General features: G+C 54.7%; 17 protein-coding genes and 2 tRNA genes. 4 read left to right on the plus strand and 15 right to left on the minus strand.

Annotation, left to right across the window (positions count from 1 at the left end; genetic code table 11):
- Window positions 1–3: 3 nt before the first annotated feature.
- The 4 genes from DMP05_RS01425 to DMP05_RS01435 form a co-directional block, all read right to left on the minus strand.
- Window positions 4–804: a DUF58 domain-containing protein gene (locus DMP05_RS01425; protein ID WP_211326827.1), complete on the minus strand. Its 801-nt coding sequence runs from the start codon at window positions 802–804 to the stop codon at window positions 4–6.
- A 405-nt stretch (window positions 805–1209) separates the two neighbouring features.
- A complete protein-coding gene (locus DMP05_RS10060) occupies window positions 1210–1794 on the minus strand; it encodes an AAA family ATPase (protein ID WP_375781749.1) in 585 nt (194 codons plus the stop codon).
- Window positions 1691–2164 (minus strand): AAA family ATPase, encoded by a 474-nt coding sequence (locus DMP05_RS10065; protein WP_244594994.1) that lies wholly within the window; start codon window positions 2162–2164, stop codon window positions 1691–1693. Before DMP05_RS10065 ends, DMP05_RS10060 begins: the two co-directional genes overlap by 104 nt.
- Complete coding sequence (locus DMP05_RS01435; protein WP_161957441.1) at window positions 2165–3439, minus strand: hybrid sensor histidine kinase/response regulator; 1275 nt, start codon at window positions 3437–3439, stop codon at window positions 2165–2167.
- Window positions 3440–3553: 114 nt separating this feature from the next.
- On the opposite strand from DMP05_RS01435, the gene DMP05_RS09795 reads away from it, so the two are divergent.
- Complete coding sequence (locus tag DMP05_RS09795; RefSeq protein WP_161957442.1) at window positions 3554–3790, plus strand: hypothetical protein; 237 nt, start codon at window positions 3554–3556, stop codon at window positions 3788–3790.
- Between the two features lie 206 nt (window positions 3791–3996).
- On the opposite strand, the gene DMP05_RS01440 is transcribed toward DMP05_RS09795, so the two are convergent.
- Window positions 3997–4073 (minus strand) — tRNA-Arg (locus DMP05_RS01440).
- A 124-nt stretch (window positions 4074–4197) separates the two neighbouring features.
- Here DMP05_RS01440 and DMP05_RS01445 point away from each other — a divergent pair.
- Window positions 4198–4875, plus strand: coding sequence for a 5-formyltetrahydrofolate cyclo-ligase (locus tag DMP05_RS01445; protein WP_161957443.1), 678 nt, complete (start codon window positions 4198–4200; stop codon window positions 4873–4875).
- Between the two features lie 371 nt (window positions 4876–5246).
- On the opposite strand, the gene DMP05_RS01450 is transcribed toward DMP05_RS01445, so the two are convergent.
- Both DMP05_RS01450 and DMP05_RS01455 read right to left on the minus strand, forming a co-directional pair.
- Window positions 5247–6941, minus strand: a complete 1695-nt coding sequence (locus DMP05_RS01450) for an FAD-binding protein (protein ID WP_123218847.1) — start codon at window positions 6939–6941, stop codon at window positions 5247–5249.
- Between the two features lie 252 nt (window positions 6942–7193).
- A complete protein-coding gene (locus tag DMP05_RS01455) occupies window positions 7194–8222 on the minus strand; it encodes a helix-turn-helix transcriptional regulator (protein ID WP_211326828.1) in 1029 nt (342 codons plus the stop codon).
- 646 nt (window positions 8223–8868) lie between these two features.
- Here DMP05_RS01455 and DMP05_RS01460 point away from each other — a divergent pair.
- A tRNA-Gly gene (locus tag DMP05_RS01460) sits at window positions 8869–8942 on the plus strand.
- 164 nt (window positions 8943–9106) lie between these two features.
- On the opposite strand, the gene DMP05_RS09915 is transcribed toward DMP05_RS01460, so the two are convergent.
- From DMP05_RS09915 to DMP05_RS01475, 4 genes are all read right to left on the minus strand, one after another.
- Window positions 9107–9256: a DUF5679 domain-containing protein gene (locus tag DMP05_RS09915; protein ID WP_170151664.1), complete on the minus strand. Its 150-nt coding sequence runs from the start codon at window positions 9254–9256 to the stop codon at window positions 9107–9109.
- A gap of 191 nt (window positions 9257–9447) precedes the next feature.
- Window positions 9448–12633: a hypothetical protein gene (locus DMP05_RS01465; RefSeq protein WP_148039673.1), complete on the minus strand. Its 3186-nt coding sequence runs from the start codon at window positions 12631–12633 to the stop codon at window positions 9448–9450.
- A 63-nt stretch (window positions 12634–12696) separates the two neighbouring features.
- Window positions 12697–13971: a hypothetical protein gene (locus tag DMP05_RS01470; RefSeq protein WP_123218850.1), complete on the minus strand. Its 1275-nt coding sequence runs from the start codon at window positions 13969–13971 to the stop codon at window positions 12697–12699.
- 4 nt (window positions 13972–13975) lie between these two features.
- Entirely contained in the window at window positions 13976–16999 is a 3024-nt protein-coding gene (locus tag DMP05_RS01475) for a helicase C-terminal domain-containing protein (RefSeq protein ID WP_123218851.1), read from the minus strand.
- Window positions 17000–17066: 67 nt separating this feature from the next.
- Here DMP05_RS01475 and DMP05_RS01480 point away from each other — a divergent pair, with 67 nt between their 5' ends.
- A complete protein-coding gene (locus DMP05_RS01480) occupies window positions 17067–17726 on the plus strand; it encodes a hypothetical protein (RefSeq protein ID WP_123218852.1) in 660 nt (219 codons plus the stop codon).
- A 99-nt stretch (window positions 17727–17825) separates the two neighbouring features.
- On the opposite strand, the gene DMP05_RS01485 is transcribed toward DMP05_RS01480, so the two are convergent.
- From DMP05_RS01485 to DMP05_RS01500, 4 genes are all read right to left on the minus strand, one after another.
- Entirely contained in the window at window positions 17826–18779 is a 954-nt protein-coding gene (locus tag DMP05_RS01485; RefSeq protein WP_123218853.1) for a D-alanine--D-alanine ligase family protein, read from the minus strand.
- Between the two features lie 203 nt (window positions 18780–18982).
- Window positions 18983–20014, minus strand: a complete 1032-nt coding sequence (rlmN, locus tag DMP05_RS01490; protein WP_123218854.1) for a dual-specificity RNA methyltransferase RlmN — start codon at window positions 20012–20014, stop codon at window positions 18983–18985.
- Window positions 20015–20082: 68 nt separating this feature from the next.
- Complete coding sequence (locus tag DMP05_RS01495) at window positions 20083–21450, minus strand: ParB/RepB/Spo0J family partition protein (protein WP_244594995.1); 1368 nt, start codon at window positions 21448–21450, stop codon at window positions 20083–20085.
- Window positions 21443–22480 (minus strand): ParA family protein, encoded by a 1038-nt coding sequence (locus tag DMP05_RS01500; protein WP_123218855.1) that lies wholly within the window; start codon window positions 22478–22480, stop codon window positions 21443–21445. The genes DMP05_RS01495 and DMP05_RS01500 overlap by 8 nt, the downstream gene beginning before the upstream one ends.
- Window positions 22481–22696: the final 216 nt, after the last annotated feature.

Raw genomic sequence — 22696 nt, forward strand, 5'->3', positions numbered from 1 at the left:
AGCTTACAGCTCCATATTCTTGACGCTTGCACCAACCGAATCCACCGAAACGGCGATGACGCGATACAGGCGTTTTTCGCTAAAAGCAGTCACGTTCCGTGCTCCTACCACGACCACCGAAAGGTCGCCGTAGACGCCCAATCGTTCCAATTCCGCGTTTTGAAGAAAATTCGTCACCAGGATGATTTTCGAAAGCTGCTGCATTGAGCTAAGCCGCTTTTCGTCTTCCGCGCTGATTACCACGTCGGAAGGCAGCGGAAGGGCGATGAATTCATCGATCATCGTATTGAAGTCACCCTCGTTTTCAACGGGGCGAGCATCAATAATAATACCGTTGGCTTTGTGCAGCACCGTATGCACCACGCCTTGGCGCAGCAGCGACTGGCTAGTGCCAACGAACAGGGAAGCCGCTGAGTTGAGCTCTGCCTTGGCTTCCTCACTCTCGTTAGCCCCTGTTATGCCGCCGAAGATGAGAACTGTTCGTGAATCAACGGGGCGCGATGCCTCACGAACGACCAGTTCATCAAAACGAGCAGTACGCTTCCAGTGCACAGTGCGCATCGCATCGCCCCGACGGAATTCACGCAAATCGAACACTTCGCTTTCGTCGCGCCCTTTCATGCTTTGGTCATACGAGGCATTCGACAATTCGCTTTGCGCCATGCGGTCGAAATAAGTATCGACTCGAGGAATCGACGGATACACCGCATAGCTTCCCTCAAATGCGCAAGAGAGCGGCGAGCGGCTCAGTCCTATTGCGTCGATGAGCGTGGCTTTTTTTAACGTGATCGATATAAGGCCCACGCATGAAGTATCCAGAGGCACATCGAAACGCTCAAGGCCGCGCTGACCAGGGCAAAGCGTCACAGGCAATTCGACTATGGCACCCGTGAAGCGATTTTTGCATTCGAATACCATGTCGATATGGCCACGCAATCCACGACGCCTGGCAATCTCAATGCGCATGCACTTGTTCATTCCCACAACGCACGCACCCGAAAGTTCAAAATTGATTTTCATGCGCCGCGCCATAAGAAGAGAGTCGACAGAGAAAAACACGGGGAAGAAGAGGGAGATGGCAAAAATGCTAAGCGATGTGGGGGTATTCAACGCAATGAACGAGAAACCCGCAATCATGCAGGCAAAAATTGCCACAGCTTTATTCTTCAGCATACCGAATCCGCGCCTTTCGCCTTCGCCGCCGCGCGCCTATGCGCGACCGTACGCTTTATCCATGGAAGGTGCCGGCACCTCTTCAAGCACTCGATCCAAAATATCGTTCGCAGAAATAGATTCGATACGCGCCTGAGGCTTCAGCATAAGGCGATGAGCGCACACAGCATGGAAAACCTCGCGCACATCTTCAGGCACAACGAAATCGCGCTCGCGCATAATGGCGCACGCGCGCGACATGCGGGAAAGCGCCAAGATGCCGCGAGGGCTTACGCCCAATTGAACCATTTCGAGTTCGCGCGTGCGTTCGCATAGGTTGACGATATATTCGAGCACCATGTCGGAAATGAATACATTGCCCAAGTAGTTCTGGATTTCGACCAAATCGTCTTTTGATATTTTCGCTTGAATGTCGTCTAGCAGGTTGCTGTATCGCTTTGCCTTCAAGATAGCCACTTGGCTTTCCGTCGATGGATAGCCCACAGAAAGACGAACCATGAAACGGTCGAGCTGGCTGTCAGGCAAAGGCTGCGTGCCTATTGACCCAACGGGGTTTTCGGTAGCAATGCAAACGAACGGCTGGGGGTACGGGGCGGGTAACGCCGTCGACGGTAACCGAATGCTCCTCCATAACCTCAAGCAGCGCCGACTGCGTTTTGGCGCTCGTGCGGTTGATTTCGTCGCCCAAAAGCAGATTACAGTTTACGGCACCCCAATTGAATTCGAATTCTCCCTTATGGGGCACATATACCGAGAAGCCCGTGATATCGGAAGGCATGGTATCGGGCGTAAACTGAACACGTTTGTAATCGAGGTCGAGCGCACGGGATAACGCAAGAGCAAGCGTGGTTTTGCCCGTACCCGGCACATCTTCAAGCAACACATGGCCGCCAGCATAAATCGCCATAAGCGTTTTCTCGATCACATCGCGCTTTCCAAGCAACGCCTTGCTAACTTCGGCCACAATAGCCTTTGATCGCTCAACAATCATTTAATCGTTCCTCCTTAGGCGCTTCTCGGCCGAAGCGGCTGCGAGCTGAGCTTTCAGTTCATTGAAATCAATGGGCTTACCTACATGTCCATTCATGCCCGCCTCTCGCGGCGCACGTGCATCTTCGGCGTTGTCATTCGCCGAAAGCGCGATTATCGGCACGATTGCGGCCTCGGGCAAATCGAGAGCACGAATGCGCCGCGTGGCCTCCCAGCCGTTGTACGTGGGCATTTGGATATCCATGAGAATGGCGTCATACGTGCCTGGTGCCGCCTTTTCAAACATATCGACCACTACGGGGCCATCATTCGCAACATCAACCTCGGCGCCCCGTATTTTGAGCATTTCGGTAGTAATCATGGCGTTAATCTCATTGTCTTCCGCCAAAAGGAATCGCCGTCGTTCAAAATTGTATTCAATTTCGGAATTGGAGCTTTCTTTCCACAGCTCAAGAGTTTCCCTTTGCCGCTCAAGATATTCCACCTGTTCGCTTTTGGCTTTCTCAAATGAGATATAGGCCATGAAATCGGAACCTTTGCCCAACTCGGTATCTACGACGATTTGCCCACCCATAAGCTCGACGAGGCCGTTTGCAATAGGCATTCCCAAACCAGTTCCCCCGTAGTGGCGAGCAATGGATGTATCTTCTTGCTCAAAAGGCTTGAAAATACGGCTCACGAAGCACGGATCCATGCCTTTCCCCGTGTCATGCACGCGAATGACGTAGGACGCCGTATTGTCGTTCGCGCGCATCTGGCGAAAAGTGACGCTGACGTCGCCGCCTTTGGGCGTAAACTTAAGCGCATTTGAGATAAAATTCACGATAACCTGACTTAGGCGCATCTTGTCGCCTATTAAGAAATGGTCGGGGCACTCCTCGCACGACACAGTGTAGTTCAGGCCTTTGTCCTTCGCCTGCAAAGCGAACATGTATTCCATCTCGGTCGCCACGACACGTATATCGAACGGTATGGCTTCCAATTCGGTGCGGCCGCTGTTCAATCGGCTCATGTCGAGCACATCATTGATGAGCGTGAGCAAATACGATGAGAGCTCATCGGCACGAGTGAGGTCGTCTATAACGCGCGATTTTTCGTCAGGATGCTGCATGGCGAGAGAAATCATGCCCTTGATGCCGTTAAGCGGTGTGCGAATTTCATGGCTCATTTGGCTGAGGAAGTCGGTGCGGTCTTGCGCCATGGCGAGAGCCCTATCGCGCTCGGAGATGGCTTGCTCCACCTTGGCATGAGTCGTCGTAATATCAATCGCCACCATAAGTATATGGGTTCCTTCAAGCACGTTTGTAAACCGTAGCCGGAAGAGCTTTTCTTCGCCGCTGTTCGGCATGATATACAAGACATATGTCTCTAAGGGCTTTTTTCGGTCCCATTGCATGATTTCATTCTTCACACGGGGGCGATCGGCTTCAACGACGAAGCGGAAAAGCGTTTCTACGTCGTCTTCCATACGCTCGGGCTCAACGGAAAAAACGCGCTCGAAGCTGCTAGAGATATATACGGGGTAAAGATCAGTGGCGCGAAACAAGATTTGTACATTCACGCCCGCCTGCCGGTACGCTTCAGTAAACAGATCTCTACCGCGCGCCGCGGCTTTCTTTTTCGATGAAGCAAACAGGCCCATAGCACCTCCCGATACAATGCGTTTCATTGTCGCATATCCTCACATAGCAATATGAATAATTCGATGCAAGAACAATAAAATACGCTGTATAAAGGTGAAGGCGTCGGGAGCTGGACGCGAATATGGGACACTGCGTAGACGAACTATGTCCAACAAAAAAGCCGCTCGTTTGAGCGGCTTAAACATGTAAGTGGTGCGCCGTGAGGGATTCGAACCCCCGACGTACTGATTCGTAGTCAGTCCCTCTATCCAGCTGAGGTAACGGCGCATTGCTTTGTCAGCTCGTCTATAATAACAAGCTTTCCTAAGATTTGCAAAGACTTTTTTAAAAATTTATTCAGCTCGATTATGGCCTCGTATTTTGTATTAATTCTCACGAGATGCGTGAGCTATTGGCCTTAAAGCAGGAGCAAATTCTTCTCTTGCCGAACGCGCGTTATACTTCGGTCATGCAAAACGATACGATACATATCAAGAAGGAGCTCCGCCACGAGGTGCTTACCCGGCGTGACGCCATGTTAGCTTCCGCTCGGGAGCAAGCCTCACGCGCCATTAGCCGGAAGCTCAAGGATCAACTCACATACCTGAGCGCAGGTTCGACGGTTGCCGTATACGCCCCAATGAAAAGCGAGGTCAACCTTGAGGATTTCATTGTCTGGTGCTATACGCAAAAGTTAACCGTGGTTTTCCCTTGCATGAATACAAAAGGTTCTACCCCTCGCATGTATATGCGCCTGGTCGAATACCGGGCTTGGCGAGATGGAAACGTCCCTTTTATCGCCAACCCCCTTAAACACTTTGCGGAAGACGATGGATCAGTTTCCGATTTCCCTATTTGTGCACCTGGATTCATTGATGCGGTAATCGTACCCATGGTCGCATTCGATGGCGACTTTCAACGCTTGGGGTACGGCGGTGGCAATTACGATGAATACCTCGGGCTCGTTTCACGTGAAAGAAGCCCTGGAGCCAATGTCGAAATCATCGGTGTGGCATTCGAAGCGCAGCGAGTCGATCGGGTTCCAACTGAGCCGCATGATTTGCCTTTGCCGTGCATTATTTCCGCATAGGCACGCTTCTTTTACTATCTTAATCAAATTTCATGCAGACATCGCCAAGCGGCAAGGCATCAGCTTCCCAGTGTTTTTGCTGGCACGTTCCACTAGCTTCTGGCGCAAATCAACTTTCTAAATAACCCCATGCCAGAGGGCTTTTCTCCATTCATGCACCCTTAGTGGGATGGGGCCGTGGAGATACGGCAGCGTACGACGCATGCGGCCTGGAGGGGACGACCGCATGCGTTGTACGCGCGCGAGTGGGATGGTCGTGGAGATAGGGGGGTTGACGGCAACGTCGACGCATGCGGCCTGGGAGGGAGGGGCGACCGCATGCGTCGTACGCGCTCGGGAGGGAGGGTCGTAATACGATTTGGTTGAATGAACTATTCCGCGGTTTCGCCGTTTACAATGTGCTCGCCGGCAAGGTAACCATAGGTTAGTGCGGCTGCGTGGCTGGCGCCCGACAGGCTGAACGGATAATCGTCGACGAACCTGCCGCCTTGAACGTTTCCAACCGCATACAGCCCCTGGATGGGATTCAGGTCGTCGTCAAGAACTCGTGCGTTTGTATCGGTGACAAGACCGCCCATGGTGACAAGAAGACGCATGCAGCTTACATCTTCGACGGACGTATGCTTGAGCGTATCGTAGGTTACCGCCTTAAACGGAGGCTCGATAATCGGATGCATTTTCTCGGCGGCTTTTCCGAAGTCGTCGTCATGTCCCTTTTCGCAAAGTTCATTGTATCTTTCGATGCTGGCCACAAAGGTGCTTGCGGCGTCATTATCGAATCCAAGCTTGGCGGCGAGTTCTTCGAGGGTGTCCGCCTCTGCAGAGTACGTCTCACCGTCTCCATAGCTTCTCATCATGGGAAGCATCTCGTCAATCGGATAGTAGTCGTTCGCCTTGGCGTCGATAATTTGGAAGACTTTGCTTCCAGGCTGATTCAGTATTACCTTCGCGATGTTTGTCATGCTGAGGTCTTCATTGCAGAAGCGTTCTCCGCGCTCGTTCAGCTCGATAAAGTTTTCGACGCCGAATTGGAAGATATGCGCCATGATTGCATGGGGGGCGATATCAAGGTGTCCGCCGACGCTGATTCCGAGCTTCTGGCCGTCGCCAGTGCTTGCGTGGTTTCCTTTGCAGTCCATTCCTTCGTGAGAGAAAAGGTAGTTATCCTTGTGGGCATACACCCAGGGAGCATACTTTTGAAGCATCTCGTCGTTATAGCTGTAGTCACCCGAAGCAAGAATCACACCCTTCGAGGCAGTATAACGCGTGTAGGTGCCATCCTGCAGGTTTTTGCATACTACCGCAGACACCTTGCCGTCTTTCGTTTCCAGCTTCACTGCAGGAGAGTCGAAGACAGTTTCGGCGTTGCCGGTCTCCAGGGCCTTTTCGATATTCGCCTCGAGAATCGGTCGATGGGTTTCGTCTCCGCCGCCTACGCAGCAGCATGCTTCGAACAGATGCTCATGATCAATGCCGGGCCTATATGTCGATCCCCCAACGCTTTGCGCATACAGATAAATCTGGTCGGGGTTTTCGGGAAAGGCATCTTCCGGGCCTAGGAGCAGAAGGTCCTTATAGGCTCCCGTATACCACTCAAACGCTTCCCCACAATGCTTGAGCCAGGTGTTGATTACCCTGTAGTCTGCGCGATGCGCCATCTGAGTCATGAGCTCATTGCCGATTTCCGTTGGGTCGGTATCGGGAATTCCCAGTTTCCGAGCGGTATCACAATTGAAAGCGGCGAACATGTTCGAGCGACAATTCGCGATGCTCGTTTTTTCAACGGCGATGACGTGGGCTCCTGCTTCGGCTGCAGACCTCATCGCCGCGACGCCGGCCACTCCCAAGCCGACCACTACAACGTCCGCTTCTTTTGTCTCTTTAATCTCGCTTTCGGCGATTTCAGGGACTGTCTGCGCCTGTTCGGCATCAGCACCAGTTTCAGACGGCTTGGCCGGGGAGCACCCTGCGATTCCCGATCCTGCAATAACAGCGCTTGCAGCCGCCAAGCCTAAAAATCCACGGCGTGTGACCCCAGCTTTGGCAACTTGACAGCTTGTTTTCATGATTCCTCCTTGGTTTTGGCATCGGTGTCGATTCCGTTGAGGGGAAGCATGACCCATGGCGTTTGGGAGCGATAGATGCGAAGTGCACCTAATTGCGGGAAAAAGAAGTTACATACAAAATATATGCATTACATGAGCTGGGGTTTCAGGGCAGCCTATAGGATATAGGACATGCTGGAACCTGCCGTGTCCCAGGTAGCGATTCCTATGAAAACGAATGGGAAGAGATTTCATCTTGTTTGCACCTGTGGGTTATTCGGACGTTTCTTCGACAAGAGAGATGAGCTCTTGTCGGGAATGAACCCCACATTTCGAATACACTTTTTGGAGATAGGAACGTATTGTGTTTTCGCTCAAAACGAGCTTTTCCGCAATGAAGGGGCAGCTTCGTCCGACTACGGCCAGATAGAAGACGTCAGCTTCTCTGGGAGTGAGCTTGGACCGTTGGGCGACAAGCTCGGCCTTTTTCTTGAAGGCTCCCGATGCGGGGCTTTCGTTCGCTCCGATGGGACGAAAAGGATTGATGAGCGTGTCGATTCCCCTATCTCCCATAAGCCAAATTGCTCCGCAGATAAAAATGAAGCTTAAGGCAATCACAAAGTGGGAGCTGGTTATATCGACGCCCAATCCGACAAGCACGAGCAGAATCAAGGAGCTGAAAGAGAGCATTGCGTACGTGGTTCCTACCGCTTTTAGCGTGTGATACGTGCGAGACTTAACAACGAGCGCCAAGGCGTAGCTTGCAATGCTCGAGAGCACGGAGAAGGCGATTTGGGAGAGGAAATACGATGACGGGGGCGTTGCTCCTGGCATTAAAAGAAGAAGCAAAGCCCCGGCGGTAAGCGATGAAATAATCTTAAGCGCAGTTGAAAGGCGTACGTCGGGTGCGTTGACGATGATTGCGACGACGATGACAAGCGCAATGGCCGACGGAGCTACGGAATAGAGGGAGCAAGATGGGTCCTCTATAAGGGCTATGCTTTGCGTGGTTCCCGCGACAAGCCCCACAAGACACAGTCCTGTGATGGTTCGCGCGACGGTGCTCGTATCGATGGTGGAGGCGTTTTCCGAGTGCTTAGGCGGCGCGGATGTTACGGTGTCGTCGGCGTATTTCAAACAAAGAAATCCGAGCGCAAGCGAGAGGATACCGAAGTACTCGTAAAAGGAAAGGTAATCCGTTATGAGCGTTACCAGGATTGTGGCAAGTGTATTCCCCGCAATAATCACCATAAGCTCGAACGCGGTAACGGAGGCGAGCAATTCAATCCAGTAGAAGGTCATGAAGGCGCATCCAAATGAGAATGAGATATACAGGCACATTGACAATTCCGGCATTCCGGTAGTCCACATAGCCGAAAGCCCAACCATTGCGACGCCGGCAGAAAGGTAGAGCGAAAGGGGATGTCTCCTCAGTGACTGCCACTTCGCGCTCAGGGCGATAAGGATGAGGGAGGCTATTGCGGTGGCAACAACAAAGAGCGTGGGGTGGAAAAAACCAGAAGGAAATTGAACACTGGGTGTTTTGGACAATGCTGCAATCACGGATTGCGCAGAAATGTCGATGCACGACGCGGACAGCACGAGCGCAAGAATACGGCAAACAACTTTTTTCGATAGTCTGCCTATGTTCGAAAAAAACGGGATCTGCATGTTCGGCTTCTTTTATCGACAATGAGGGTACGGGGTAAGTCTATCAGTTCCATTGGAGACTGGTGGGGGTACAGGAATCGATTATTGATGCAGAATTGTTAATTCCTATCTCAAATGCCTGCATTTGTGGCCGTCAAGTACACCGACGAATTCAGGCGCGAGACCGCTACGGCGGCAGGCTCGTCCCGGGACTCGTAGACGGCGAGGGAAAGCATGGACTTAAGGAGGATTCCCGGTGACAAAGCTGCACGATACGCTATACTATCAACGCTAAATTGCGGGCGTGGTTCAATGGTAGAACTTGAGCTTCCCAAGCTTACAACGCGGGTTCGATTCCCGTCGCCCGCTCCATGGAATCCGAAGCCAGGGACATGTTCCTTGGCTTTTTTTGTTTACGAAAACGTGGCGGGGCTCGAGTCCGTTAAATGCTCGCAAGTCGATTAACGAAACAACCGAAACGGGCAACCACCCGAGAAGCCATATTAAAAAGCCCCTTACGGGGCTTTGATGATGCTTTATTTTGCAGCTCCAATGCGGCAGATGGTGGTTCCGCAGTCGGGGCACTTACCCTTGGTGATGGGCTTACCGTTTTTGGTAACGCCCTCAACGGGATCCTGCATTTCCTTCTTAGCCTTGCACTTCACGCAGTAAGCCTCGATAGCCATAAGTAACCTCCAATGGTTCATTTGGCAAGCACCCGAGGGGCGCTCCTTAACACAACGACCTTCCACGAGGCCGTTTGAGTACCGACATATAATACCGTATTTTCTAACCTCTCACCTCGCGATTTGTCTCCGAAGAGAACAGGAATCGCCTGGGGTACAAAAAAGCCGCCGAATGGCGGCTTTTTCATAGGCTAGATATTCTTCAGCAGTTCCACAACGAAATCGGCAGCCGCATCGACACTCTGGGAATCGATATTTTCCACCATGTCGTTCGCTTGAGCGTAGCGAGCCGGTGCATAGCCATCCATGCCAACGAGCGATACGGCCTGCATGCGATGCTTCGCGGCATAGCTTGCCGGGCTTTCTTTCCAATCGATAGAGGCGCTTGCCAACTGCACGCCCGACGCTTGAGACGCCTTCTTGATGAAGCGCTTCATGCGAGGCGAGCATTTAGCCTGCGAGAGGTCGCCTTCACGCTCGAGATAGGAAAGCGTGCCGCCGCCCAACGCCTCGAGGTTCACGATAACAGCGCCGCGCATTTCGGGCGCATGCTCGGCGAGGAACACCTTGATGCCGCCGTTGTTGGCAAGTTCGGAACCAAGAGCAACGAACCACACCTCAGTGTTGATATCGCCGGCCGCGAAAGAATAGATTTGCTGAATCTCTTCAGCGGTTTCGATCTTATCGCCCTCAGATGCCGCATGGCGCAACGCAGCTTCATACGCTGAAGCGAACAAATCGGACGAAACCGAAGCGCCCTGCGACAAAGGCTGAACATCGGACGCTACCGCAGACGCAGGGGCCGGAGCCGCCGCATCGTCGGAAGCGGTCCCATTCGCCTCACCCAAAACGCGCGCACGCATATTCGAAAATGCGCCGCCGTTCCAATCGTCGTCTTCGTCACGGAAGCTCTCCCAGCCACCGCGGGCCTTTCCAACTTCACGTGCGTCGAAATCGTCGCCCACGCCGAGCCATTCGGAAGCGCTTTCCTCTTCTTCCTTTTTCTTGCGACGGAATTTCCCGAAGAACTTGCCAACGCGCGACTGGGGCATTTCAACATAGCCGGGGCCAGCAAATGCGCCGGTCTCGGTGAAATCGCTCTGGAAGACAGAGTCGTCGGCGTCATCAATATACATATCTTCAGGTTCAACGCCATCGAGAAGCTCATCACCCACAGGCTCAGCGCCAATAGAGCTGATAGCCGAGAAAGAACCCGTGAGGCTCACATTGGAGCGTTGCTCGGCAGAAGGCACCTCATAGGCACCAGCGCCAACAGCAGGCGCGGCAGGCGTAGAAGGCATTGCAACGGTGGCGCCCGGTGCCGGGGCTTCTATTTGAGGGACCGATGTCGAAAGCAAGCTCTTGGCTGCTTCGGTGCCGCGATTCTCGGCGGCGCTGGCAAGCGGGGCGCGCTGACGCAGTTCGTCGAACGAAATAGGCTTCGGCTCAGGCGCCACTATGGCGGGCAGCTCGATGCGTGGCAAATCAACCACAGGAATGTTCGCTGAAATAACCTTCGCGGCAGGCTGGGCCGGAGCTGCGCCTTCGACACCCTCAGAAATGCGAGCACTTCCAGCGATTGCCGCTTCGTATGCAGCAACGCCTGATTGCTGGGCTGCCACTTTTTCATCCACGGCGATATCCACAGCTTCAGCAGCCGTCGCTTCGACAATCACGCGGGGCGTTGTCGCACGCTCGGCCTGCACGGCAGAACGATCGACGGGCGGCTGGTAGTACATCATTTGGGGAAGGCGCGTCGTAGCAGCGGCGGGGCTCACGGGAGCCTTGTCGGCAGCGGGCTGCTGCGCTTCAGAAAGGGGCTCCTCGGAAGCGGAGACGGTCGCGACTTCGATTTCGGATTGAATGGGCTGATTCTCCTGAGCAGGTTCCTGCACGGGATTGGCCACCTCAATTGCGGGTTCGACGGCAACAGGCTCAGCAACCTTCACGGCATATATATCAGCGGAAGGCTTGGGAGCTTCGATTTCCTGGGATTCATCCGCAACGGATGCGGCCAAAGGTTCCGCAACACGTGCGGCCTGAGCGGCGGGAGCAGCCGACTCAGAAACAACCGGCTCAGAAGCCGCAATGACCGCGGGGGCGGCAGCTTCATCCTGAACCTTTGCGGACTCGGCGGCGGCGCTTGCCTGAGCAGCACCCGTCGGGTAATCGGCGAAACGGGAGCGATACGTATCGTCTGCGGCGGCCTGTTCGTTCGATTCAGCCATTTTCTCGCGAGCCTTTTCGGTCGCCTTCTTATACCAATCGGGCACCGAAGCCGGGCGGCTCGCAGCCGCAGCAGCGCTCGCTGCCTGCTTCTCGGCGATGCGTGCAGCCTCGGCGGCTGCGGCTTCGGCCTCGTGGCGAGCGCGTACGCGCTCTTCATACGCGGCGCGCGCGTCGGCAGCTGCTTCTTCCTGAGCATGTTTCTCGTTCAATTCGGCAGCCTTCGCGGCAACCTCGGCGAGCGGGCCTTCGGGGGCGCCGGTCAACGCGGCCATCGTTTCTTTTCGCTGCTGCGCGGTATCGGCAACGATGGGGCCGTCTTTCAACTGAACCAGATTGTCGGAAATGCTGGAAGGCTCACGCTTTTCGGAAACAAAAGAGACATTTTCGCCGGCAGCGATAGGCGCATCGGCAGAAACTTCGCCATTGCCAAGGCGGCGGGCAACTTCAAGCATGACAGCAACGCCGGAAGCGTTATCGTTCGCAGCTTCGGTAAAGGGACCGAATTTCTCAAGCAGGGCAAACACAAGCAGAACAGCACTCGGAACAAGGCATACCCCCGCGAGCACGGCGAGCACCAAAGAAGCGGCGCCTTCAGAAAGCACCACCCCGCGCAGAAGCATGAACACCGCCGCAACGACCATGCCGCCAAGCGCGCCATAACGCAGAGGGCGCAGTGCGCGAACGAAAACGCCAGCAGTTTCGCGGCGCACCTTGCCGCTGTCGTAGTTAGCAACCACGATAACCTTGCGACGACGCGAACCCGCTGCATCGCTCGACTGGGTGGGCTCGTATTTCGCGACGATGTTCTGGCTCACGCCCTTCGTGAACGCCTGCGAAAGAAGAGGGTGGTCGAGCGCTTCGCAAATGGCGATACCGGCAGCAGCCAGGGCCAGCACGGTAGCCGGAATAGCAATAACAGGCAGAATAATGCCGAGCAGCACCGCGACGATTGCCACGCCGTAGCAAATGATCGGCGTCATAAGCGCGTTGGAATTACAGGTGAAGTCTTCGATTTGCGCAGATAGATGGGCATCTTTTTGCAGACGCTCGGTAATATAGAGCGCCGCTTGCTGTTCCTCTTCGGTTCCCGCGGGACGCGGGCCAATTTCTTGGGAGAGGTATGCTATATGATCCATTGGTGTGCTCATGTTGCACCTTTCACAGACTTTATTCGCCATGATGTGGGCATATTCGTTTGAAAGTATACTCCATCAGCCGCCAATGCCGAGATAATCACGAAGAAACGCATCGCATGCGGCTGCCTGGGAGCGTATTTCCATATACTGCCGACGCGAATCGCCGAGCGATTCATCGAGCGCCGCCACAATGGGCCCTTCTGTGGTTTTGGGAAGCTTGGCCGCGAGTTCGGCGGCGGCAGCGTCGCATTCGTTGTACTTTTCATTGTTCGAATCGGCGGTCGCCTTGTCTTGCACGTAAATCGCTTCGTCAGATGCGATGGCATACGCAATCGACTGCTGCCGCGCCGCAATGTAGTCGTCGAACGGGCCATAATCGGCGGGATACAAGGCTTGCGCTTGTTCGAATTGCGACGACGCTTGCGTCAAAAGCTCGCGGGCCTGCTCGCATTTCTTTTGGGAAGTGCGCGTGTTTTCCTCATTGGTATCGGTCACCAATTCGGCGGCCTCTCGAAGAAGGGCGTCGGCGCTGAGCACGTTTTCCCAGCACGAAGCCATGAGGTTTGAGGCTTGCTTGGCAGCCTGCTCCTCGGTCAAAATTGCTTCGGCGACTTCGAGCATGGTTTTCCGAGCTTCGGCCGAAGCCGCAAGCTGATCGGCGGCCTTCTCGTCGTCGCCCGAAACACCCTCTTTGGCCGATTCGGCAAACGATTTCGCGGCGGAAAGCTTCACGTTGACATCGGGAATTTTGCCTATTACATCGGGAATCTTCGATTCATCGAGGTCGTCAAAAGAAGCCACCACCAATTCATCGGCGGCGAGCACGACCTCATCGGCCGAGGTAAGTTCACTGAAACCTTGGCTGAGCAGCGATTTGTGTTGTTGATTGTCTTCATACGCGGTCGTAAACACGTGCACTGCGAACGCCGAAGCACCCGCAAACGCCGCAAGCGCGAATGCGAGGCCCACTGCGCGCCAAGCGCGGCGCGCAGTTTTGCGGCGTTTGATTTCGGCTTCGGGGTTCGCGAGCGCACGATCTCGCGCCTGGGCGCTTCTGTTTCGACGGTCGGAAATCGACAGAGCGATGCCCGCGACGTCGGCACCCGTAATGGGCTGCTTTTTCGAGGAAGCGCCCGGTGCGCGTTTCGACTTCCCTGAAAAAACGTGGGGCATGGTGAATGAGGGGGAAGCGCCCGAACCGCCTTGCGACGCATCTTCTTCGTCTTTTTGCGCGCTGAGGCCACCGAGCACCGAAAGCGACAGCTCGTTGGACGTTCCCTTGGTGTTTCTTTTCAAATGGAGGTTCGCCGCAATGGTGCGGTGCTCACCAGTATGGGCTTTTTTCTTCATGCGGCTATTGTATCGCAGAGCTCACAACGCCCCGACGCAGCGCCTCGATCGCTTCGGCGCGCGTGCATTTCACGATGTTTTTCGACGGAAGCGAACGCAGGAACACCCTTCCGTAGCCCTTCGTAACCAATCGCTTGTCAGCCAACACAAGTGTACCGGAATCGGTTTGAGAGCGAATAAGGCGACCTGCCGCCTGCTTCACTTCGATAACCGCCTGGGGCAGGGTGTAATGCGACCAGGCGCTCGAATCACGCACTGCGCGCTCGCACGAAAGCGGGTCGGTCGGCTTGGCAAACGGCAGCTTCGGAATAACCACGCCTTTCAATGTGGCACCGGGGGCATCGAAGCCTTCCCAGAAGCTCTTCAGGGCGAACAGCGACAAGTGCTCGTCTTTCAAGAAATCGTCTCGCAGGCCCTTCGTGGAAACGCCCCATTTTTGGCATACGAGCCGCAGCCCCGCTTCTTTCAGCGAGGGGTCGACCGCGCCGAAGCATTCTTCCATTTCGCGACGATTCGTGAACAGCGTGAGCATGCTTCCGTTTTGCGCAAGATGCGCTTGCATAAGGAAATCTTCGAGCGTTTCCAAGTAGCCAGGCTGATTAGGCTCGGGAATATCGGTGAGCACAAGCACCTGCATATTTTTGTCGAAATCATAGCTCGAGCCCAGCATGCAGGTATTTGCCCGCGACTCCTCGGTCTCGCCAAGACCCATGGCACCGAGGAAGTTCTTGAAATCGTCTCCCACGGCGATTGTCGCGCTCGCATACACCACGGAATGCGTTTTCTCGTAGAGGGTTTCGTCGAGCGTAGCGCCAATATTCACGATAAGGGCCTCGAGGCATTCGGCGACACGCTCGGGCTTGCGCGAAAGCTTCGCGGCATACACGTAGTTCTCGTCGACTTTATTCAGAATAAGGTCGCACGCTTGCAGCATGCCCTTCGCATCGATGACTACTGTGGCAACATCTCGCTGCACATCGGCAACACCGTCGACGCCTTCGAGGAATGCGACGAGCTCGCTCGCCGCGGCGACGAGTTTTTCGGCCGATTCTTGAAATTTCTTGCCATATTCGCGCAGGCCAGCGAACTGCTGGCTCCCGCGCACCTCGTCGTTGATCCACAGCTCAATGTTCTCGTAGTTGCGATTCTGACGATTCGTGTCACACGCCACCAGGTCTTTCATGTGGCGGGAGAACGCGATTGCATCGCCCGAGAACGCACGGCCGGCCTTGGCTGCCTTTTCGGTGAGGCCATAGAAAAGCGAACTCGCTTCGGGTATCGTCGCCTCGTTCATGGGCGCGCGACGCTCCAGACGCACGAACGGGTTGCGCTTCGCGTCGGTCGCGGCCAAACGATTCGCAAGGCGCACGATTTCGGCGGCATCGAGCTTCACGGCAAGCGCGCGGCGAGCTTCCGCCTCGGCGCCGTGGGCCTCATCGACGACCCAATAGCGCGTCGGAGGCAGCAAGAAACCCTCGGCGGCAAGGTCGCAGAAGAACAATGAGTGGTTCGTTACGAGCACGTTCGCCGATTCGGCGCGCTTGCGCAAGCCATGCACGAAGCACTGCGGGCCAAAGAAGGGGCATTTGCGCTTCAGACATTCACGCGACGTGGTGGTGATGGCATAGCGGGGAAGCACACGATAATCGAGCTTCAGGCCGTCCATGTCATCATATTCAGTTTGTTCAATATACGAAAGCAGGGCGGCGATTGACGGCGCCTGACTCACATCTTTGCCCGTCACATTTACCGTGCGCGCTCCGTCGCTTACGATATGCGACACTTTTCGCATGCAGGGGTAGTGCGAGAATCCCTTCAAGGCCACGTATGACAGGTCGCCTACACCGGCATCGGCAAGCGTGCTTTTCAGCAGCGGCAGTTCCTTATAGACGATTTGGTCAAGCAGGGCATTGGTTTTCGTAGCCACACCAATGCGCGAGCCGCTGCGAAGGGCGCCAAGCGCGGAGGGCAGCAGGTAAGCCATCGACTTACCGACGCCCGTACCCGCTTCAACCACCAAATTCGTGCTCGTGGAGAACGCCTTGAGCACTTCTTTAGCCATAACGACCTGCTCGTCGCGCGGCTCGAAGTCGTTATACAGGCTGCCTACCAGGCCATCGGGGGAAAATGCCGCTTCAATTTCCTCGGCAGCGGGGAATTCCATCGGCAAATCTTCCGATTGCGCATTGGGGGTATTATTTTCGGAAGCAGGCTTCGGCTGGTTCGCCTGCGAGAAGCGACCTCGGCGCATAGCCGAAAGCGAAAACGGGAAGGTTTCCGCCTTCTCGCCCGCCGCCGATGTCGCATGTTCGCGCTGCTGGGTCGCGATGAGTGCAAACACCGCGCCCGTCGACCATTCCTCAATGGGCGCAAGTTTGGAAATATACTCGACCAAATCGTTCGGCATATCGCTCACAGCGGCCAAAAGAATGCGGTATACCGCGCACAGAGCCTCGACGTCGGCGTCGGCACGGTGGGTTGAAATAGGTGCGTCGAACGCGTGAACCAAATCGATCAGGCGATGCGACTTCAAACGCGGAAGCGCGATGCGCGCCAAATCGAGGGAATCGATCCAAAGGTTTTCTTTCAAGCATGCGCCACCCGCGTTTTTCGTCACGAAATGGCGGTCGAATGCGGCATTATGCGCGACGAGCGTGGCGTCGCCCACGAAACGCGCGAGCTGCTCGCACGCCTCAACGGGCGTGGGCGCATCGGCGACATCGGTATCAAAGATATTCGTAAGATGAGAAATTTCATCGGGAATAGGCTTGCCGGGATTCACGAACGTCACAAACCATTCAGTGATTTCGCCGCGCTCAAGACGGGCGGCGGCAATTTGCGTGAGCTCGTCTTTCCGTTCGGAAACGCCCGTGGTTTCGGTATCGATAACCACGATATTGCGGTCGAGGTCACCATAGTCGGCATGCAAAGCTTGCGTTTTTAACGAGGCGTAACGCGCCACCACATCGGCGGGCGTGCCATCGGTCACAAAGTCGTATACACTCGTGTGTTGATCGTCTATTTGCATTCGTTGCACTTCCGATTCGATTCATTCATCCATATATGTTTTGAAGCCTACCACGAAAGGACGCCGCATGACCTCTCATAAGCCCGGCGATATATATTTTGGCGAGTATGTTCGCTTTTCCACCTCGGATAAAAAAGTAGGAGCAGCGCTCGCGGGCCCCGATAATGCCGTGGGCGACATTGGCACCATTGAATTCGTGCTCGACGACTCCAAAAGGCAAGTCGCGTGGCTTAAAAACCCTTACGGGCAATTGGTTGGCTTTTTGAATAACCACGACTCATACAACGCGGCCGTCATGGCCGCAAAAGGCTGGGAGCTGCATTACGTGCTCAGCTTCACCGCCTACAGCGAAGAGCCTGAACCGGGCGAGTATTGGGGCCAGGTTGCCCTTATCGCCTTCGCACCGCGTTACGCCGAGGAATTCAATGTTTTCTTGAAGGCGTTCGCAAAGGCAGCTGGCGACGGATCGCGCCCTGATCCCAAGCTCAGCAACGACAGCATCGTTTCCGTGCTTGCCAACCCTGCCGAATGGAAGCCTTCCTCAAAAATCAAAATCCCGCGCGGCGGCGGACGCACTGCGATTTTGAAAGACCATCGCAGCGTGCACGACTCCATGCTCGACGCCGCTCGTTCCAAAAAGGTCGGCTGCTACATCGTAAGTTGGGCCTTTATTCTGGCGGTTGTCACGCTCGTGGTTTGGGCGCTCCATAAATTCGGCCTTTTCTAAGCCGTTCTAAGACATTTTCGAAGCCTTAGTAGACTAACGAGCCCTGCGGAGGAGAAAACCCACCGCAGGGCTCGTTTCATTTGATTTAAGCGATTTGGTCTATTCCAAACCGAGCGCAACGATTTTTTCGCACAGCTCAGGGAAGCTCATTCCTGCAACTTTCGCCGCATCGGGAACAAGCGAGGTTCCCGTCATGCCGGGCAGGGTGTTCGTCTCAAGAAGCCAACATACGCCGTCGGCATCCATCATCACGTCGCTGCGGGAAATGCCGCGGCAACCCAAAACCGAATGTGCCGCAACCGTGAGCTCCTGCACAGCTTCGGTTGCCTCTGCGGAAAGCGGAGCGGGGCACAAATGTTTGCTGCCGCCTTGAGCATACTTCGCATGGAAGTTATAGAACTCATCCTCAGTGGGTACGATTTGGATAACAGGCAGCGCGCGCGGGTCGTCGTTGCCAATAACGCCCACGGTAAGTTCGGTGCCTTCGATAAACGCTTCGATCATGGCTTCCTCGTCGACGCTCAAAGCCAAGTCGATCGCGCCGCGCAATTCATCATACTCATGGACGATCGTCATACCGAGGGAGCTGCCCTCGGTCGTGGGCTTCACCACACAGGGAATGCCAATCTCGGCGGAAATCTCTTTGAGGTCTTCGTCATCAAGCTCGTCGCCCTTGCCAATAACGGCGGAAGCAGCAACGTTCAAACCAGCGGCGGCATACAGCTCTTTTGCCTTGCCCTTATTCACGGCCTGCGCACTTGCGAGAATGCCCGATCCTGTATAAGGAATGCCTACTGTTTCGAGGAACCCCTGAATCGTGCCGTCTTCGCCGCCTTTGCCATGCAGCGCCAAAAACGCGATGTCGTAATTGCCGTCGATGAGCTTCTTCAGATCCTCTTTCACCGAGGAGTCGACAAGGTCAACAGCGAAGCCAGCTTCTTTTAATGCATCGGCGCATGCGACGCCGGAATTCAAAGACACCTCGCGCTCGCCGCTTGTGCCGCCATACACCACAGCGACGGAATAATCCTTCGGGTTGCCTGAATACGCCATTTCATTCCTCACTCTTATCGCAGCTTTTCGCGATGGGCTCGCGCCCTCTTAAATTGCCTTTGCCCAATATAACCCATGCACGTAAGCCATGCTTGCATTGGGCGTATTTTCTGCCGACACAACATACGCCGAACCGCATTTGAAGTTACCAATTCTTCGTATCGACGATGCGAATCTCAGCGTTTTTGAATCGCGTACGGATCCTAGCGTTTTTGATTTTTAAGCTGGCCGCACGCCGCCGCAATGTCGCCACCACGCGAATCTCGCATGGTTGCTTCGACGCCCGCGCGTTCAAGCGTTCGAATGAATGCATCGACGCGATGTTTGGAGGCGGGCTGAAAAGGAGAGCCCGGAACATTATTGAGAGGCAGCAAATTCACGTGGGCGGAAATGCCCTCGCAGAAATCGATGAGCGCCTGCAGGTGGTCGTCATCGTCGTTGAAGCCTTTGATAAGAAGGTATTCGAGCGAAACTCGACGGCCACAATCGGCTTGGTATTCCTCAATTGCCCGATGTAAAGCGGAAAGCGATTGATTTTTCACGCGAGGCATAAGAGTATCGCGAGTTTCCTGGATGGCGGAATGCAGGGAAACCGCCAGAATAAACTGCTCGGGTTCTGCGCCGAATGCTCGAATGCCATCGAGAATGCCGCACGTCGAAACCGTAATGTGGCGCGCGCCAATGTTGAGTCCATCTTTGCCATTCAGAAAACGGAGGGCTGCAAGGGTATTGCCGTAATTCAAAAACGGTTCACCTTGACCCATGATAACCACGTTGCTCACGCGGGTGCCCATATCGTTCTGAGCGATCAGTACTTGCTCGACAATTTCCCCGGGGAGCAAATTGCGCGTGAATCCCTCTTTACCTGTAGCACAGAATGAGCACGCCATCGCGCAACCGACTTGCGACGAAACGCATACCGTAAGGCGATCGCCCGACGGCATGGCAACCATTTCCGCCGTGCAGCCATCGGTATATCGAACGATATATTTCCTCGTGCCGTCACAAGAAACCTGTCGATCGTCGATTTCCGCACTATACAGCGGGGCAGCTTCGGCGAGCTTCTCGCGCATGCCCTTCGAGAGATTCGTCATTTCATCATACGAGGTAGCTCCTTTTTGATAGAGCCATTGCTCGATTTGCTTCGCGCGGAATGCAGGCATGCCGGCGCTTTTCATAAACTCGGCAAGGCCTTCCCTTGAATACGCTTTAATGCCCTTTTCGATATCTACCATGTTGTATATCCCTCGTCGAAAGAAAGGGCCTTCGGAATATCGCGAAGGCCCTTGGTTGTATGTCGGCGCTATTCAGCAGAATGCTTCATAAGGTCGTAGAGACGATGCAAGTCTTCTTCGTCCTTGAATTCGATTTCGATCTTATTCTTTCCGTTCACGCTGCGAACTTGAACCTTTGTATCGAACGACTCAGAAAGGTCTTTCGCGGCACGGCGGAAGAAGCGGGGCTTCGGCGGCTTTTTCACCGGATTGTTCTTTTGCTTCTCGCGGCCAGCAATCAGGCGAGCGAGCGATTCGGCCTCGCGAACCGAAAGCTTTTCTTTGGCAAGCTTTTCGGTGAGCTTTGCACGACCTTCATCGGAAGGAATGGCCAAAATCGCGCGGGCGTGACCGGCCGTGATTTTCTCCTCGTACAGCATCTGTTGGGCGTCTTCGGGAAGGTCAAGCAAACGCAAAGCGTTCGCGATGGTCGAGCGGCCTTTTGAAACCGCACTCGCAACTTCAGACTGCGTGCGGTTTCCACGCTCCATCATGCGTTTGTAGCCATATGCCTCTTCGATAGGGTTCAAATCACTACGTTGGAGGTTCTCGATAAGCGCAAGCTCGAGTACCTTCATATCGTCGGCCTCTTTGATGCGAACCGGAACCTTCTTCAGGCCAGCAAGTTGGGAAGCCTGCCAACGACGCTCGCCGGCAATAATCTCATAGCCCTCAGCATCTTCGCGAACCAAAATAGGCTGCAACAGGCCATCTTTCTCAATTGAAAGAGCCAACTCGTCGAGCTCTTCCTTATTGAAATGCATACGTGGCTGGTTCGGATTCGGATGCACCAATTCGATAGGAACCTCATCCAAATGATGAGGTGCTGCTTCAGCGGAAGATTCAGGAGCTCCAGCGGTTTCAGCTTGAGGTTGAGCCTGGGTTGCGGCGGGAGCCGTCGCTTGAGGCGAGGGAACTGTCGCTTGAGGCGCGGACGCAACCTCGCGCTGCATCAAACGCGCATCAAGAGCGCTCGGACGATTAACTTCCTCCATATAGCGGGCAGCGGGCGTCGCGGGACGTTCGGTGACGCTTTTAATGGTTACGCCATCGGGCTCTTCGATGAGCTCCGTCTTCGCTACCACATCTTTCACCGCAATGCGCGAACTCAGCGGCTCGGTTGCGGCGGTCGGCTTCGCGTATTGCTTCGGAGCGGAATACTTCTCGCCATCGAGCGTTTCGCGATCTTCGGGAGCGAGGTCTTCCTCACGAATCACTTCACGTTCGACAACGGGGACAGGTGCGGCGGGTATGGGTTCCGCGACCGAAGCCGCCTGCGTCTCAATGCGTTCCACCTGACGTTCGGGCGCTACACGAGCAGGCTCGGCGGGCGCTTCATACCCGCCAAGAAGAGAATTCAAACCACGGCCGAGACCGGCCTTCTTATTTTTAGCCACGCTGGCTCACCTCTCTTGCAAGGGCGCAGTACGCCTCCGCGCCTTTACCAGTCGGGTCGTATTCATTAATCGGTTGGCCGAAACTCGGCGCTTCAGAGATTTTAACCGTACGAGGAATCACCGTATCGAAAACCGTGCGACCGAAGAAATTACGCACCTCGGCGGCAACCTGCTTCGAAAGCGTGGTACGTCCGTCGTACATCGTGAGCAGCACGCCGTAGATTTCCAAGCCGGGATTCAGAAGGCTCTTCACGCGCTTCATTGAATCGAGCAGCTTCGTCACGCCTTCCAACGCATAAAACTCGCATTGGATAGGAATAAGCAGCTTATCGGCAGCAACGAGTGCATTCACCGTAAGCAGACCGAGCGAAGGCGGGCAATCGATGAAAATGTAATCGTATTTGCCGCGCACATGGCCAATCGCTTCCTTCAGGCGTCCCTCGCGAGCCATTTCGGAAACGAGCTCGACTTCGGCACCTGCAAGATTGATAGTTGCGGGAGCAACATCGAGGCCTTCGCACACATCAGGAATGATGATATCGGTAAGCTGGGTGTCGCTGATGAGCACATCGTAGATACATTCATTCAAAAGGTTCTTTTCGATGCCCAAGCCGCTCGAGGTATTGCCCTGCGGATCGAGGTCGATAAGCAGCACCTGTTTTCCCATGGCGCCTAATGCCGCACCAAGGTTAATGGTCGTCGTCGATTTACCGACGCCACCCTTCTGATTAAGAATCGCAATAACCTTCGTAGTGCCCACGACGTGCCTCACGGGTTTCTTTTCAGCATACGAGCGGAGCGGAGTCGCGGTATATACCGCCTCAGAAGGAGCGGGTTCATTCGTGTATGCGTCAGCCTGAAGATCTTCCTGGGTGGAAGAAACAACGGATGTTTCACGTGAAACATTTGGATCGCGCTCGATAACCGGAGCGTTCTCAGGGTTGTAGCCGATCTGTTCGCTTTCGGCGGCGTTGCCTTCCTGATCTTTAGGCTTTCGACTCTGGTTCTTCAAACCATCAAACAGTCCCACGCGTCCTCCTTCATTGATACTGCGTGTATATGTGAGGCTTATAGCCAATGTAGAACGAAGATGAAGGATGTTTCACGTGAAACATCGAAACCGACGGTAAAAAAACGCGAGGCTCAAGCCATTGCAAATTTCACAGGCGAGCCGTCAAGCGCATTTCCATCGCTAAGCTGTTCCATTATATATTCAGTAAGGGAATTAGCCGCAGCAATCCACAGC

The organism is Slackia isoflavoniconvertens (genome assembly GCF_003725955.1).
In the GTDB taxonomy this organism is placed as follows: domain Bacteria; phylum Actinomycetota; class Coriobacteriia; order Coriobacteriales; family Eggerthellaceae; genus Slackia; species Slackia isoflavoniconvertens.

Excerpts from the sequence above, each read along its gene's own strand:
- DMP05_RS01475 (WP_123218851.1), bottom strand. The coding sequence starts at position 16,999 with ATGCAAATAGACGATCAACACACGAGTGTATACGACTTTGTGACCGAT.
- DMP05_RS01455 (WP_211326828.1), bottom strand. The coding sequence starts at position 8,222 with ATGACCTTCTACTGGATTGAATTGCTCGCCTCCGTTACCGCGTTCGAG.
- DMP05_RS10065 (WP_244594994.1), bottom strand. The coding sequence starts at position 2,164 with ATGATTGTTGAGCGATCAAAGGCTATTGTGGCCGAAGTTAGCAAGGCG.
- DMP05_RS01485 (WP_123218853.1), bottom strand. The coding sequence starts at position 18,779 with ATGGCGTATTCAGGCAACCCGAAGGATTATTCCGTCGCTGTGGTGTAT.
- DMP05_RS01480 (WP_123218852.1), top strand. The coding sequence starts at position 17,067 with ATGACCTCTCATAAGCCCGGCGATATATATTTTGGCGAGTATGTTCGC.
- rlmN (WP_123218854.1), bottom strand. The coding sequence starts at position 20,014 with ATGGTAGATATCGAAAAGGGCATTAAAGCGTATTCAAGGGAAGGCCTT.
- DMP05_RS01470 (WP_123218850.1), bottom strand. The coding sequence starts at position 13,971 with ATGAAGAAAAAAGCCCATACTGGTGAGCACCGCACCATTGCGGCGAAC.
- DMP05_RS09915 (WP_170151664.1), bottom strand. The coding sequence starts at position 9,256 with ATGGCTATCGAGGCTTACTGCGTGAAGTGCAAGGCTAAGAAGGAAATG.
- DMP05_RS01450 (WP_123218847.1), bottom strand. The coding sequence starts at position 6,941 with ATGAAAACAAGCTGTCAAGTTGCCAAAGCTGGGGTCACACGCCGTGGA.
- DMP05_RS01435 (WP_161957441.1), bottom strand. The coding sequence starts at position 3,439 with ATGGTGGCGATTGATATTACGACGACTCATGCCAAGGTGGAGCAAGCC.
- DMP05_RS01465 (WP_148039673.1), bottom strand. The coding sequence starts at position 12,633 with ATGAGCACACCAATGGATCATATAGCATACCTCTCCCAAGAAATTGGC.